The sequence below is a fragment of the Photobacterium sp. HL06 genome, assembly GCF_059552575.1.
This window is the reverse complement of record NZ_CM183915.1, coordinates 1,063,856-1,077,469: the sequence shown is the minus strand read 5'-3', so window position 1 is coordinate 1,077,469 and position 13,614 is coordinate 1,063,856. Positions and strand designations below refer to the sequence as shown.

13 protein-coding genes are annotated in these 13,614 nt (G+C 48.2%); 6 read left to right on the top strand and 7 right to left on the bottom strand.

Features of this window, described 5'->3' with window-relative positions:
• The first annotated feature begins 177 nt into the window (after positions 1 to 177).
• The 5 genes from AC51G0_RS23175 to AC51G0_RS23155 all read left to right on the top strand — a co-directional run bounded on the left by AC51G0_RS23175 (position 178) and on the right by AC51G0_RS23155 (position 6,113).
• Positions 178 to 1,062, top strand: a complete 885-nt coding sequence (locus tag AC51G0_RS23175; protein ID WP_496304015.1) for a Fe(3+) dicitrate ABC transporter substrate-binding protein — start codon at positions 178 to 180, stop codon at positions 1,060 to 1,062.
• Between the two features lie 4 nt (positions 1,063 to 1,066).
• Positions 1,067 to 2,071 carry a FecCD family ABC transporter permease gene (locus AC51G0_RS23170; RefSeq protein WP_496304014.1) on the top strand — a complete coding sequence of 335 codons (1,005 nt, stop codon included), beginning with the start codon at positions 1,067 to 1,069 and terminating at the stop codon, positions 2,069 to 2,071.
• The gene (locus AC51G0_RS23165) at positions 2,068 to 3,087 is read left to right on the top strand and encodes a FecCD family ABC transporter permease (protein WP_496304013.1); all 1,020 of its coding nucleotides are present in this window, start codon (positions 2,068 to 2,070) and stop codon (positions 3,085 to 3,087) included. The genes AC51G0_RS23170 and AC51G0_RS23165 overlap by 4 nt, the downstream gene beginning before the upstream one ends.
• Positions 3,088 to 3,852 carry a Fe(3+) dicitrate ABC transporter ATP-binding protein FecE gene (fecE, locus tag AC51G0_RS23160; RefSeq protein WP_496304012.1) on the top strand — a complete coding sequence of 255 codons (765 nt, stop codon included), beginning with the start codon at positions 3,088 to 3,090 and terminating at the stop codon, positions 3,850 to 3,852.
• Between the two features lie 161 nt (positions 3,853 to 4,013).
• Positions 4,014 to 6,113 carry a TonB-dependent receptor family protein gene (locus AC51G0_RS23155; RefSeq protein ID WP_496304011.1) on the top strand — a complete coding sequence of 700 codons (2,100 nt, stop codon included), beginning with the start codon at positions 4,014 to 4,016 and terminating at the stop codon, positions 6,111 to 6,113.
• Between the two features lie 140 nt (positions 6,114 to 6,253).
• Here the strand turns inward: AC51G0_RS23155 and AC51G0_RS23150 are convergent, their stop codons facing one another.
• A complete protein-coding gene (locus AC51G0_RS23150; RefSeq protein WP_496304010.1) occupies positions 6,254 to 7,441 on the bottom strand; it encodes an MFS transporter in 1,188 nt (395 codons plus the stop codon).
• 82 nt (positions 7,442 to 7,523) lie between these two features.
• Between AC51G0_RS23150 and AC51G0_RS23145 the strand changes: the two genes are divergently transcribed.
• Positions 7,524 to 8,336, top strand: a complete 813-nt coding sequence (locus AC51G0_RS23145; RefSeq protein ID WP_496304009.1) for an AraC family transcriptional regulator — start codon at positions 7,524 to 7,526, stop codon at positions 8,334 to 8,336.
• Between the two features lie 123 nt (positions 8,337 to 8,459).
• Here the strand turns inward: AC51G0_RS23145 and AC51G0_RS23140 are convergent, their stop codons facing one another.
• From AC51G0_RS23140 to AC51G0_RS23115, 6 genes are read right to left on the bottom strand one after another with little or no spacing between them, the layout of a single operon-like run.
• Entirely contained in the window at positions 8,460 to 9,794 is a 1,335-nt protein-coding gene (locus AC51G0_RS23140; RefSeq protein WP_496304008.1) for a tetratricopeptide repeat protein, read from the bottom strand.
• Positions 9,794 to 10,447, bottom strand: a complete 654-nt coding sequence (locus AC51G0_RS23135) for an energy transducer TonB (protein ID WP_496304007.1) — start codon at positions 10,445 to 10,447, stop codon at positions 9,794 to 9,796. The genes AC51G0_RS23140 and AC51G0_RS23135 overlap by 1 nt, the downstream gene beginning before the upstream one ends.
• A 2-nt stretch (positions 10,448 to 10,449) precedes the next feature.
• Entirely contained in the window at positions 10,450 to 10,854 is a 405-nt protein-coding gene (locus tag AC51G0_RS23130) for an ExbD/TolR family protein (RefSeq protein ID WP_496304006.1), read from the bottom strand.
• Entirely contained in the window at positions 10,854 to 11,339 is a 486-nt protein-coding gene (locus tag AC51G0_RS23125; RefSeq protein ID WP_496304005.1) for a MotA/TolQ/ExbB proton channel family protein, read from the bottom strand. The genes AC51G0_RS23130 and AC51G0_RS23125 overlap by 1 nt, the downstream gene beginning before the upstream one ends.
• On the bottom strand, positions 11,332 to 12,825 hold the full coding sequence (locus tag AC51G0_RS23120) for a MotA/TolQ/ExbB proton channel family protein (RefSeq protein ID WP_496304004.1): 1,494 nt from the start codon (positions 12,823 to 12,825) through the stop codon (positions 11,332 to 11,334). Before AC51G0_RS23120 ends, AC51G0_RS23125 begins: the two co-directional genes overlap by 8 nt.
• Positions 12,815 to 13,588, bottom strand: coding sequence for a DUF3450 family protein (locus tag AC51G0_RS23115; protein ID WP_496304002.1), 774 nt, complete (start codon positions 13,586 to 13,588; stop codon positions 12,815 to 12,817). The genes AC51G0_RS23120 and AC51G0_RS23115 overlap by 11 nt, the downstream gene beginning before the upstream one ends.
• Positions 13,589 to 13,614: the final 26 nt, after the last annotated feature.

The following is a 13,614-nucleotide window of genomic DNA, read 5'->3' as shown; positions in this document are numbered from 1 at the left end:
GAATGACAACTCTTGCTGAGTTGTGGTTTCAGTGATTTTTATCAAGAGCAGGGATTAAGCCCGTGATGACTTAATCCCTGTTATTACCATGCGGTTAGCGTTATTGGGTTAATAAGGGATAGTTTCACCATGGCAATGTGCATAATAAAAAAAATAGTAAAGTCGTTAAGTCTATTGATGCTGTTATTTGCCATTCCGGCTAAGGCAGAAGTGACAAGAGTTATTGAAGATGAAATGGGGTTGTTCCATATATCTGGTAACCCGAACAGAATAGTTGCGTTGGAGTTTTCATTTGTCGATGCGATGGCTTCAGTTGGCATTGCTCCCATTGGTATTGCCGATGATAATAAACCCGAACGCTTGATCCCTGCAGTGACCAAGGTCGTACCGACATGGATCTCGGTGGGTTCGCGCTACCAGCCTAGCTTGGAAGTGATAGCGGATCTAAAGCCAGATTTGATCATTGCCGATGTCGAACGACACAGTGCAATTTATGATGATTTGAAGCGTATTGCACCGACCTTAATCATTAAAAGTCGTGGTGAAACCTATCAGGAAAACTTAGACGCGGTACTTAAAGTCGGCAAAGCCATTAATAAAGAAAACGCCATGAAGAAACGGCTGACTTTACACAAAGAAAGAATGGCTGCATTTAGAAAACAATTAAACTCAGCAACTCCAACGTTTGCAAAAAATACCATTCAGTTTGCTGTGATCAGCGAGCGAGGTATGTGGATGCATGGCCCGGCTTCCTATGCCGGAGGCGTTGTTAATCAGCTGGGATTGCGTAGCCCAATTCCAGAGCAGGCTAGCACCGCATATATTCCGACAAGCCTTGAGCAGTTATTAAAGGCCAACCCTGATTGGCTATTGCTCGGGCGATATAATGACACCACGGTATTTGAACAGTGGCAGAAAAACCCCTTATTCAACATGCTCACCGCGAAGAAAAATAATCGCATTATCGAAGTGTCTCCTGGCTTGTGGTCTTTAAGCCGTGGCATGTTGGCCGCCGAAGGGGTGGCACAGGATCTGGCCCGTTTATTCCAGGAACAAAGTTAATCTCATGCATGATATTGCCCTTCTCCCTAACACGAAGGCACTACTGATCAGCTTATGGGGCCTAACTGGATTGATTCTGTCGCTTGTCGCCTGGTCTTCTTTTGGTTTACAGCTTGACGATGTTCTTCAGGCTTTGATTGCCTTTGACCCAGACTCTATATCACAACAGTTGATCATCACCCTTCGCTTGCCACGAACACTTGTGGCCTTGCTGATTGGTGCAAATCTAGCCGTAGCGGGTGTGCTGATGCAGGGGATCACCCGTAATGTATTGGCATCGCCCGCGATCTTAGGGATTAATGCCGGAGCGGCCTGTTGCATGGCGTTAGCATCTATTGGTGTTGGGGCTCTGAGTATCCTTCCTCCGGTAGTCACTGCTGCAATAGGTGGAACTGCTGGTGGCACGCTGGTCTTTCTGCTCGGCGGTTTTTTTACCGGTCGGGTCCATCCACTTCGGCTGATCCTTGCTGGTATTGCCGTGAATGCTTTGCTAACCGGGCTAACCCGAGCAGCGGTGATCATGTCTGACGAATTGGCTTATAGCGTATTGCATTGGCTGGCAGGCTCGGTATCAGAAGCCGGATGGGGACAGTGGCAACTATTATGGCCGGTGAGCCTGGCAGGATTGGCGTTGGCACTTAGCTTGGCAGGAAAAATGAACATCCTCTCGTTAGGGGAAGACATGGCCTGTGGCCTGGGGATCAATATTTCAAGAGTCCGGCTGCTGGCCTGTATTGTCGTCGTGCTATTAACCTCGGTCAGTGTTTCTATTGCCGGGCCGATTGCCTTTGTTGGTTTGCTGATCCCGCATATTAGTCGAAAAGTCGTAGGCCATGACCATCGCCACCTGATCCCCACTGCCGCCTTATTAGGGGCTTCTTTGCTGGTATGGTCTGACTTGCTGGCGCGTGGCGTTGCTTTTCCGGCCGAAACCCCGGTGGGCATTATTACAGCGTTAATTGGTACGCCTTGTTTCATCCTGTTGGCCATGAGGAGCAAGCTGTCATGAACATAACAATTAACCAGAACCGGAATAAGAGCAAGCTGCAGCTAAGCAAGCGTCGGACAACATTACTGGTGTTGTCCGCCTTGTTGCCATTGCTGGCTATTTATAGCCTATACATCGGCGCACTGCATATATCTCCAGGTGAAATATGGTCAGCCATTGTTGCTGGTGGTGAACATGATTTCGCGGTTAACCACTACCGTTTGCCAAGAATGGTGCTGGCGATTTTGGTCGGTACCGGGCTAGGCCTGTCCGGTGCTTTGGTACAGGGTGTTATTCGCAACCCGCTAGCCTCTCCAGATTTGATGGGAATAAGTGCCGGAGCCGGGTTAGCAGCCACATCTTTGCTGGTTATCTTCCCGGCAGCGCCTCTGTACTGGTTACCTGTAGCTGCCGTTATTGGGGGATTTAGCGCTGCATTTTGTATTTACCTGGCCGCTTCAGCCATTGTTCCAACCCCGGCGCGTCTCGCCCTGCTTGGTATAGCAATCAGTGCTTTTTTAAGCTGCGGAATCGACTTCCTGCTTATCGTACATCCTGTTGAAATCAATACCGCAATGGTGTGGCTAACGGGCAGCTTGTGGGGACGGAACTGGGAACAAGTGCCTATTATCTTCGTAACGCTATTGGTACTCATCCCGTTCGCATTTTGGTTGGCATGGCGCTTAGATGTCATGGCGCTTGGTGAGCAGACGGCTATGGCACTGGGCGTCAATGTGAGCCGTACCCAGGTGCTGGCGCTGCTGGTGGCTGTGATGCTGGCCAGCATTAGTGTGTCAGTGTCTGGCACCATCAGCTTTGTTGGTCTGCTGGCACCGCATTTAGCGCGGTTGCTGGTTGGCAGCCAGCATCGCTGGTTATTGCCAGTCGCGGCGAGCTGTGGCGCATTGTTAGTCTTAATGGCTGATATGTTGGCTCGGGGCATCCAGCCACCTATGGAGTTACCCGCAGGTGTGCTGACGTCTTTAATTGGCGCGCCGTACTTTATTTTCCTTCTTTCCCGTTATAAGGGCTGGTAAATGCTACAAGCTGAACATATCACCGTTGGTTACGATGGAAACACCATACTTTCAGAGCTGAGCGTAAGGCTACCAAAAGGTAAAATTACCGCCCTGATTGGTCCGAATGGCTGTGGTAAATCGACGCTATTAAAAGCGTTATCCCGTATTTTAACACCATCATCTGGCAGGGTTTCGCTCAATGGCGAAACCGTCCATGGCATGTCAGAAAAGGCGGTTGCCCAGAAAATCTCTCTGTTACCGCAAACGCTGGTCAACCCAGAAGGCATAACAGTACAACAGCTGGTGGAGTATGGGCGCACGCCGTATTTGTCACACTGGGGGCGGTTAAGTGAGGAAGACCGCATTCAGGTAGCAATGGCGATGGAAGAAACCGGGGTTGTTGATTTAGCAGAGCGGCCATTGGAGGCATTATCTGGCGGGCAGCGGCAACGAGTCTGGATAGCAATGATCCTGGCTCAGAATACAGACATTGTCATGCTCGATGAACCAACGACCTATCTGGATCTCTCCCATCAGGTTGAACTGATGAACATGATGCGAGCGATGAATGACAACGGGAAAACCGTGATCGTTGTGCTGCACGATCTCAATCAGGCTTGTCGTTATTGCGATCACCTGGTGGTACTGAAAGAGGGAGCTATTGTGACAGAAGGCGAACCGGGTACTGTTTTTAATTCCGAATTACTGAATGACGTATTTAATCTGAAAGCCACCGTCATACCGGATCCGGTTGCAGGCACGCCAATGTGTGTTCCCTATTAAATAGATTTTGGAACCTGCGGATTCAACGAATTTACACAATAAAAAGAGGCTGATATCAGCCCGGTAATTATTCCACAAGGAAAGCAATGGAGCCTTTTACTCATCAATCAGTGCTGTGGTGCTGAATTGATTAAAGTTAATAAAGGTTAAAGAAATAAGTTATGAAATCAACAAGGACAAATTTTCAGTATTCAATGCTGGCAACGGCAATCGGTGCTAGCTTCATGGCGAATGCTGCTTTAGCTCAAGAGTTACAAGTTCTCGAACAAACTGTCGTGAACAGCAGTGTGATTGGTGAGTCACACATTGATGAAGTGAAAAACTATGCCGGTAACCGAACCGTGGTGACCAGCGAGCAGATGGAAAAAACAGCAGTACTATCCATTGATGACGCATTGCAACGAGTACCGGGTGTCCAGGTTCAAGACGAATCAGGAACCGGGGTCTTGCCAAACATCTCTGTGCGCGGGTTGAAAGCGAGCCGTAGTGGGCATGCTCAGTTCCTGATGGATGGTGTGCCAATGACGTTGGCACCTTATGGCCATACCGGGCAATCAATATTCCCGGCCACACTGAGTATGCTTGATCGTATTGATGTCGTCAGAGGGGGAGCGGCGGTCCAATATGGTCCGAACAATGTTGGCGGTGTTATTAACCTGGTCACTAAATCTATTCCTGAGAAGTGGCAAACGTCGATTGAGAACAAGCTGACCGTATTTGAAGGTGGGGACAAGCCGCTAAACGATTTGTATATCCGTACGGGTGGCTGGATTTCGGATGAGTTTGCGATTCAGCTGGAAGGTAATGTACTACAAGGTGAAACTTTCCGGGAGAATACCGATACCGATGTAACCAACTTCCAGGTGAAAACGGAGTGGCTAATTGATGACATGCAGATGCTGACTGCTTTCATCCAGCAATATGATGCAGACACCGATATGCCGGGCGCACTAACGCCTGCGGACTATGATCAGGATCGCAGCCAATCAACCCGCCCTTATGATCACTTTGAAGGGGAAACAACCCGTTGGAATGTGCGTTATAACCGCCAGTTTAACCAGTTCTTGTTTGCAGACTATGGTGAGTTTGATGCCTTGGTCTTTGGCCATACTGCGAAACGAAATTTTGAGTGGGGCTTCAATGCCGGAGATGGCCACTGGGCGGATCCGGGCAAACCATCCACGCACCTGAGAACATCACCTCGTGAATTCAATGTGCTGGGTGTTGAGCCAAGAGCCAGTTTCTACCTGGATGGTGAAGCGGTTAATCAAAAACTGATCGTAGGTACACGTTTCGTTACCGAGGACATTGATTACAAGCTGACCCAAACCAGCTTTACGGATAACACCACGACAGTACCACGTGACTGGAACTTGGAAACCAAGGGATGGGCTGCGTATATCAGTGATGAGATCAAACTGGCCGGCGACAAGTTAACAATCACTCCGGGTATTCGATATGAACACATCGCTATGGACTTTACCGATATTGGTAAAAGTTCCGAGGATGAAAATACCGTCAAAGAGTGGCTGCCTGGTTTCTCCGCCTCTTACCAGTTAACTGACACCTGGCTGGCTTATACCAATGCTCAACGTTCATTGCGAGCACCGCAAATTGCCTATATTCGAGGTAAGGGCGAAGAAGGCGCAGAGCTGGCATGGAACTATGAACTGGGTGGACGTTATACCCTGGGAAGAAACAGCCTGAACCTTGCTCTCTACCGTATTGATTTTGATGACCAGCTACAGTGGAACAGTACAGACCAGACTTTTGAAAATATTGGCCGGACCCTGCATCAGGGCTTTGAAGTCGAAGGCTTCTATGTCCCAGAGGCATTGCCGCTTCTAACCTTGCACATGGGTTATAACTATCTCGATACAGAACAAAAAGAGGGTGACAACAAAGGCAATGAGCTGCCTTATGCCTCTAAGCATCAGCTATTGTGGGATGCGAGCTACGATCTGAACGGGTTTGAGACAACGGTATCAGGTGTGTATTTCAGCGAGTCCTTCAGTGACAATGCAAATACCAAAGAGGAAGATGAAACGGGTGCTAAAGGTGAGGTTCCAGCCTACACGGTGTGGAATTTCAACATCAGCAAAGATCTGTATAAGAAGGATGACTCTGTACTGCGTGCAGGTATCTCGGTCAATAACCTGTTTAACGAAGAGTATTACTTCCGTGGCATCGATGTCAGCCCAGTAGGCCGCTACCCGGCACCAGGGCGCTCATTTAGCCTTGATGTTAAATACACCTTCTAACTGTTTGTAAGAAGCTAAATTTAGGCCGCCTTAACTTTGTTAAAGCGGCCTTTTACCGTCTGATTTTGCTTACTCGTTTAGCTGATTGCTAAAAACTCGGTAATACTGGCAATTGCCATATCTGACTTGGGCTTATTAGTTTAAGCCCACCTTAGCTTTCTTACCTCATTTCCTTGTTCAGGCTGACAGGGAATGTTGAAAGCAAGAATCAAAGATACACCTGCCATCAAGGAACCAGCAATGAAGACACTTGCGGGTGAGATCAGCCACAGCAAACCGAAAGATACCGGTATCACAACAGCAGCAATATGATTAATGGTAAAAGCGACACCAGCGGTAGAGGCAATATCTGCCGGATCAGCAATTTTCTGAAAATAGGTCTTGATGGCGAGTGCTAGGGCAAAAAACAGGTGATCGACAACGTATAACCCAGCCGCCCATTGCGCGGAGTCGACAAACGCATATCCCACAAAGACCAGTATTAAGCCAACGTATTCAAATATTAGTGCTTTTCGCTCGCCGACCTTGCCTATGATTTGGCCGATTTTTCTTGCAAATAACCAGTTGAACAAATAGTTAATTAAAAATAGCAGCGTAATATCGGCAGCGGAATAACCAAACTTCTCAACCATTAGAAAGCCAGCAAAGACGGTAAATATTTGTCTTCTGGCACCACTCATAAAGGTGAGCGCGTAATAAAGCCAATACCTCTTGCGTAGAATAAGCTTTTTATGCTGAACGGTTTTCGCTTCAAAAGTGGGGAAACCTAGCCAGATGAATATAACAAGGCTTAAGGATACAGCACCAGCGAGTAGGTAAACCCATTTAAAGTCCAGTGCTAACTGTTCAAGCAAAACCCAAAGCCCGGCGTAGGTGATGAGCGAGGCCAGGGCACCAATTGAAATCAGCTTGCCCAATACCTCGGGAGCTTGTTCTTTTGACAGCCACTGCAATGAGAGAGACTGTTTCAGGGTCTCGAAGTAATGAAAGCCCACAGACATCAGCAAGGTCGTACACAGTAGCCCTGAGAACGAGGGGAAGAACCCCGTGATCGCGACGCCTATGGCTAACATGGCCAAAGATAGAATGATGAACTTCTGCTCTTTGATAAACAACAGCATAAAGACTGCAGTAAAAGCCAGAAAACCAGGAATTTCCCGTACGCTTTGTAAAATGCCGATGTCGGCACCCGTAAATGCTGCTTTCTCAATCACAAAGTTATTGAGCAAAGCTTGCCAGCTGGCAAAGGCGATAGGTACGACAATAGAGATAAGAATTAAAAACGTTTGTGGCGTTTGCCAGGATCTGTTCGGCGCTGTGGTCTTCATAGGCTGTCCTAACTGCAAGGGATTTGATGCTTTGTAGACTATCAAGTATGTTGGTGGCTTACTTTCGACAATGGGCCAAGTTATGTCGCCAAAAAGACAAAGTGAGGTAAAAGCAGGGCTATCTCATAGAAGCTCCAATGAGCAGATAGCCGATGCCGGTGACAAACGGGTTTTGGCCCATCAGGTGGACATGCCGTTCGGGCACAAGGGGACATTCCATAGTCACACGTGGTATCAGCTGATGTATGCGTCTGAAGGGGTATTAAATGTAGATGTTAGCGATCAGGCTATGGTCGTCCCGCCGCAAAGGGCCGTTTGGCTTCCGCCTGAATGTGTCCACCGGGCGTTTGCACCGAGCGGCGCTAAGTTCCGAAGCCTGTATTTTCGGCCAGATCAAGTTGGAGACCTAGGGCATTTTTGCAAAGTATTTGGTATTACAAATTTGACTCGAGAGCTGATATTGGCAGTGGTTGATCGCTGTGATGTTGATACCGAGTGGCAGCAGCCAGACTTCAACTTATTGACAGTACTATTGGACCAGCTTAGTGCCCAGCCTCAGGACTCGTTGTCGCTATTGATGCCGCAAGATGCCAGGCTAGATGCATTGGTGAAAACGCTGCAACTCAGCCCGGAAAACGATCTAAGTATGCAAGCGTGGGCGTCCAAACTGGGGGTCTCTAGTCGGACTTTAACCCGGATCTTTGTATCTGAGACAGGCATGGGCTTTAGAGAATGGAGGCAAAGGTTAAGATTACTGCATTCACTGACTTTGCTTGAGCAGGGCAAGCCCGTGACCCAAGTGGCATTGGATGTGGGTTATAGTTCTCCTTCTGCTTTTACTCACGCTTTTCAACAGTGTTTCGACTGCTCGCCAAGGGGCTATTTTACTAAATGAAAATAGGTCTTCCCATCCTATTTTGCACATGATGATGTTCGCTTAAGATACGAGGGGGCAAGCTCAGAGCCTGCACATCCCTCGTTGTTGGAATGCTGGCACGACACCAATACATCCACTGTTCTAACGGCTCGCTAACCGTTCAACGACTTTGATACGCTGATCGAATTGGCGGGTATCGCCTGGGGCTAATTGTTTAGCTTGCTCTAGCAATGACAATGCTTTGCTATAGCGGCTTTGGTTAAGGGCTAGCTGGGCATGTTGCAACAAAGCTTGCTGGCGGTACTCGCTGTTTCCTGCCGCTCGAATTAGCAACAGCTCTGCATCGCTATTATTGCCTTGCTCTGCTTTGACTTCAGCCAGGGCCAGTAATGCTTCGCCATTGACAGGAGATCGCTTTAACGCTTTGTTGAGATTAATCGTTGCCGTTTTAAGTTGCCCTTGTTTGAGTGCCAATTGCCCGGCACGGGTATAGAGCTTGCCGCTGGCATTGGTTGATAACTTTGGATGCTGTTTCGATGCCGCTACGATTAATTTTTTGGCAATGTTGAGCTCATCAATGCTGAGCAAATACTGAATTGCCCTATCTAGTCTCTGGTAGTTTTTAGCTATCTCAGCGGGCTGGCTAAGATAATAGTAACTTGCCAGCGAAAACTGTTCCTGTTGCAAGTACAGATCAGCTAGCTGCCAGGCCGTACTTTGTTTTTTACCTAGCCGGTAGGCAACTTCTAAGCTACTGATTGACTCGATGGTGTTGCCTTCACTGAGTGCGATATTTGCCCGTAGCAACCACAATTGAGCGTCAGTCGGACTTTTCTCCAGCATTGGCTCCAGCATTGATTTTGCCTGGGAGTTAGCGCCTGATGCGACATAGCTCTGCAGTAATCCTTGTTGCCAAGATTTATCTTCTGGATCCAACAACGCGGCTTGCTGGTAAGCGGCAGTTGCACCTTGGTAGTTTTCAGATTGCAGGTGAATGTAACCAAGATAGCCATATAGCCGACCATTCGCGCCGCCGAGAGAGATGGACTGGGTCAGGTGGTGTTTGGCTTTCTGGTACTGATTTTTTTGCAGATAAAGTATGCCAAGGTTGTCGTGAGCACGGACAAAGTCCGGTTGTTTTTTCAGTGCAGAAAGGAAATATGTCTCTGCTGTGCGGGTGTCCTGCTGGCTGAATGCCAGTTGCCCAAGCAGAAAGTCATAGGCAGCACTGCTCTCTTTGGGCTGATTGGCTTTAAGTTGTTTTAACGTCTTAGCGTATTGCAGTTCTTCAAGTAATGGCTGAATTTTTGCTAAGACTCTGGCTTCGCTATCGGAGAACGTTGCTTCCCGCTTTAATAGTGGTTCACGGCTGATATCAACGGTGATCGACGGTTTTGACACCGTGACACTGGCATAAGATACCGGGCTGATGAGCGTCATCATTAATAATGCGATGGATTGGGAAAATATTTTCATTATTCAGTGATCCGTACTGGCCATAGAAATTCTGTTCTTACCGGCATCCCATCTTTGGTTGGGGCGGTAAAACGGGCGGAATTAACCACTTTTATTACAATAGGTTTAAGAATTGGGTATTCCATTTTTCGGATATTCTTCAAACTGGCCTGGCCGTGTTCGTCAATCTCGATATGTAAAACCACATCGGCGAATTTGATACCCCGACGAGTAAGCTGGCGTGGTAGGCTGGGTACCTGAAGTGTGTTAATTAGGGTTGGAACCTGATCGAGCTCAGCAACCGCGAACTTAGCTACGGTTTTGATCACTTCCTGGACGATCTCTTGCTGAGGTAAATCGAACTCGATATTGGTTTCTACGCTTAAATCCGGCTTTTGTGTTTTCAAGTCAATCTCTATCGGTTGAATTTCAAGCCTAATCTCACTGGCTACCTGAGTGAGTTCCAGCTTGGGTTTTGTTGTTTCCTGTGGCTGGTGTTGGGGGCGGGAAGGTGGCGGTGGAGGAGGGGGTAATACCACGGTTTCCACTTGCCTGACTGTGAGCTTTTCTGGCTTTGAAAACGAAATGCCCTGGCTGACTATGATCAGTAGCAGGATCATACTCAGTGGGATCAACGTTAACAGGTAGGTCAGCAGACGTTGGTTGAATCGCACTGCTATTCTCCTTGAGTGGCGACATTCACATGGGTCGCACCAGCCAGTTTGATTTCATCCAATACATTAATCAGCCGTTCAGCTGAAACCTTTTTGTCCGCCTGGATAATGACTGGCTGAGGTTTAGTCGCCATCAATTGTTTGATGGTTGGCTTAATGCCCGCGATACCAATCCGTGAGCCGCCATACCAAACTTCCCCATCGCTCGAAATTGCAATAAAGATGCTCTTTTTGGCAAGCTGAGAAGCGGATAGTGCCTGAGGCCGATCAATGTCGACGCCGGATTCTTTGACAAAAACTGTGGTGACAATGAAAAAGATCAGCAGGATAAACACCACATCCAATAATGGTGACATATCGATACCTAACCCTTGCTGATCATCATTAAATATAGAGCGTCGTGCCATTAGAACCCGTCTCCCTTAGCATGATGATGGTGAGAAGGTGTTGCGCTGGCAGTCTGGTTTGTCGCTGCAGACATTGTGCGCGTTTGCAATTTCCGCTGGTATGAAATGTTTAGCAGTAGCGCCGGTATCGCGATAATCAATCCGGCCTGGGTCGTCAGTAATGCTTCGGATATTCCTGTTGCGATACCATCCATAGGATCTTGGTTGGCTCCCATGCTCCGGAAAGTGGTTAGCATGCCGATGACCGTGCCTAATAGACCTAATAACGGAGCGACTGAGACCCATACCGCAAGTGTTTTGGTCTTTTCATTGAGATCATGGTGTTGCCGACAGAAGGCGTGATCCCGCATAGCCAGCCAGAGCTCAATGACCTGGTGATAAATGATGAATGCCACGGCGGCAAGCACCAGCATGATGATGCCGCCTTGGCTAAACAGCTGCTCAATAGGCTGGATAAGTTCATAGTCAGAGAAACGATCAGGCATAGTCTGGCTCCCTTTTGATTGTGTTCTCTGATGTTGTCATTACCGTTGAGCACTTAGCGGGTTCAGTTTTGTCTGTGACAGGGTTTGTTTCTACCGAATGGGCTGGGTGACCAAGTTGGCTGAGTAATATGCTGTCAGCTTCCAGAGCGGTCAGGTAGCGACGAGCGTAACGGGTTAGATAGGCGTGACAGATCAGGGCTGGGATAGCCACAATCAAGCCTAATTCAGTGGTGATCAGCGCTTGGGCAATCCCCGTCGACAACATGCTTTCATCACCGGAGCCAAATAGCGTGAGCAGTTTAAAGGTGCTGATCATGCCTGTTACGGTACCCAGCAAGCCTAATAAAGGGGCAACGGCAGCTGTGGCGGCAATACCTGTCAGCATACGTTCGAGCTTGCCTTTGGCCAGCAACAAGTATTGGTACATCAGGTCATCAAGAACTTCTCGTCCGCCATGCTGATGAGTCACGGCAAGCCGGATCAGTTCATGCTGATAGCCTGTTGTCTGCGTTAGTGCCTGCTGTGGTGCAACCTCGCCACTAAGTAGCTGGCTGATCAGTGCAGGCTCTCGTTTAGGTAAGCGCACAAGTTGTATCGCCTTGAATAGGGCGATGATCAGTGCGAATGCACCGAAAGCCAGGATCGGTATAGTCCAGAGCCCACCTTTTGTCAGGTGATCTTGTATCGATTCTTGCTGGCTCTCAAGCGCAGCTGCACGAGTCAATGTCGGATCCAGTGGCAGGTGTGTCATTTGCCCTTGCTGATGGAGGTTGAGCTGGGAGCTTTGGTTGTCATCGAATACGTAGGTCAGCATTGGCAGCGGTTGATGAGTACGATCCACCAAGCCAGCCTGAGTGGCATTGGAGAACCACTGCACCGGGCCGGCGGTTAATGTCTGCCCCTGAATGATCTCACCGGATGATGATAAGACAGAACTATTGCTTACCCATTTGGGGCTTAGGGCTTGCTGAATGGTATTGAGTGAGAGCTCTATGGCCCTGAATGGAGATGGTACCGCCAGCTCTTGCTTACTAGCTTGGACTGTCAGGCTGGGGGGAGCCGCTATGCTGGGTTGATTATGGGTAAACTCCCGCAATAGATTATTGATATAAGCATCTTGCACTTTCCACTGGGCTAACCGTTCTTTAAGCTGTTCTATGCCTAAATACTGTTCGTCTTTTTGCCGCTGTATCGCAGCGGCATCTATGCGTAGTGAGGAGAGTTCTTTTTCAAGCTTATTAAGCTGTTCAGATAATGGCTGACGCTCATTTCGAACTTTTTTTTCTGCTGCTTTATACTGCTGAATCGATTTTTTTAAATCGCTTTTAATGCTGTTTTCCACAGTAGAAATTGTGGCGGCATGGCCTGAAAAATTGACAGAAAAAGCACTTATAGCGAGAAAAGCTGCAGCCAGGGTTTTAGAACGATGCTTTTGTTGATGAGCGCAGTTGGATTGGGGATTAACCTGAACGAGATCATTGAACATTAGTGTTCTCCGCACTGCTAGACGTTATGACGGGTAAATTGATGAAGCTTGCTTGCCGGGTACGTTTAAACACTGCTAGCGCCTCTGCGATAGCTGCGGCATGATCGGGCATAACCTGCCACTGCCAGCCTTGTGCCGAGGCAGAACCGATACCGGCCGTTTTACCGTCTGCAGAAATAAACCATGCTTGACTTAGCCCCAAATACAGCTGTTTTACAGCCACCTTTTTGCCATTGTCTAGGCTTAGGATTTCTTCATTCAGGGTTAGCATGGTGTTAAAGCGCTGCATTTCATCGAGCATACTCAGCAAGCTTTGCATGCGGTTAGACAAAGAGGCGCTGTTATCGAGCAGGGATGCATTCGCTTCCTCTAGCTGCCGCTGCAATGGTACTGGTAGCCAGGGCCACAATTGCTTCATCGTTGAGCTAGCGCTAACTAGTGCTAGCTCGGCCTGAGTGGCATTAGCCTCATAGCCATCTTGTTGTTCAGCTAAGGCAATACGAGCCTTGTCCACTTCGGATGCAGATACGGAGGCTGAAGTGACTTTATCAGTCAGGGCCTTTTTTTCGGCTTGATATAATTCGATGAGGGAAGAGATTTGGTGTTTTTCAAAAGCCCAGCGGGACTGAAGGTCGGCTCGGGCAGTTTCAGTTTCCATCCATTGTTTTACTAAGGCATCCATTTCCTGCGCTGTATTCCCCCATGACGGAGAGCACCAAAGTAAGCTAGACAGAACTACTGAAGAAAGTAGTTGCTTGTTCATGGTTTTTTATGGTTTGAGTGTTAATG

Excerpts from the sequence above, each read along its gene's own strand:
- AC51G0_RS23140 (WP_496304008.1), bottom strand. The coding sequence starts at position 9,794 with ATGAAAATATTTTCCCAATCCATCGCATTATTAATGATGACGCTCATC.
- AC51G0_RS23170 (WP_496304014.1), top strand. The coding sequence starts at position 1,067 with ATGCATGATATTGCCCTTCTCCCTAACACGAAGGCACTACTGATCAGC.
- AC51G0_RS23115 (WP_496304002.1), bottom strand. The coding sequence starts at position 13,588 with ATGAACAAGCAACTACTTTCTTCAGTAGTTCTGTCTAGCTTACTTTGG.
- AC51G0_RS23130 (WP_496304006.1), bottom strand. The coding sequence starts at position 10,854 with ATGGCACGACGCTCTATATTTAATGATGATCAGCAAGGGTTAGGTATC.
- AC51G0_RS23120 (WP_496304004.1), bottom strand. The coding sequence starts at position 12,825 with ATGTTCAATGATCTCGTTCAGGTTAATCCCCAATCCAACTGCGCTCAT.
- AC51G0_RS23145 (WP_496304009.1), top strand. The coding sequence starts at position 7,524 with ATGTCGCCAAAAAGACAAAGTGAGGTAAAAGCAGGGCTATCTCATAGA.
- AC51G0_RS23150 (WP_496304010.1), bottom strand. The coding sequence starts at position 7,441 with ATGAAGACCACAGCGCCGAACAGATCCTGGCAAACGCCACAAACGTTT.
- AC51G0_RS23155 (WP_496304011.1), top strand. The coding sequence starts at position 4,014 with ATGAAATCAACAAGGACAAATTTTCAGTATTCAATGCTGGCAACGGCA.
- AC51G0_RS23165 (WP_496304013.1), top strand. The coding sequence starts at position 2,068 with ATGAACATAACAATTAACCAGAACCGGAATAAGAGCAAGCTGCAGCTA.
- AC51G0_RS23175 (WP_496304015.1), top strand. The coding sequence starts at position 178 with ATGCTGTTATTTGCCATTCCGGCTAAGGCAGAAGTGACAAGAGTTATT.
- AC51G0_RS23125 (WP_496304005.1), bottom strand. The coding sequence starts at position 11,339 with ATGCCTGATCGTTTCTCTGACTATGAACTTATCCAGCCTATTGAGCAG.
- fecE (WP_496304012.1), top strand. The coding sequence starts at position 3,088 with ATGCTACAAGCTGAACATATCACCGTTGGTTACGATGGAAACACCATA.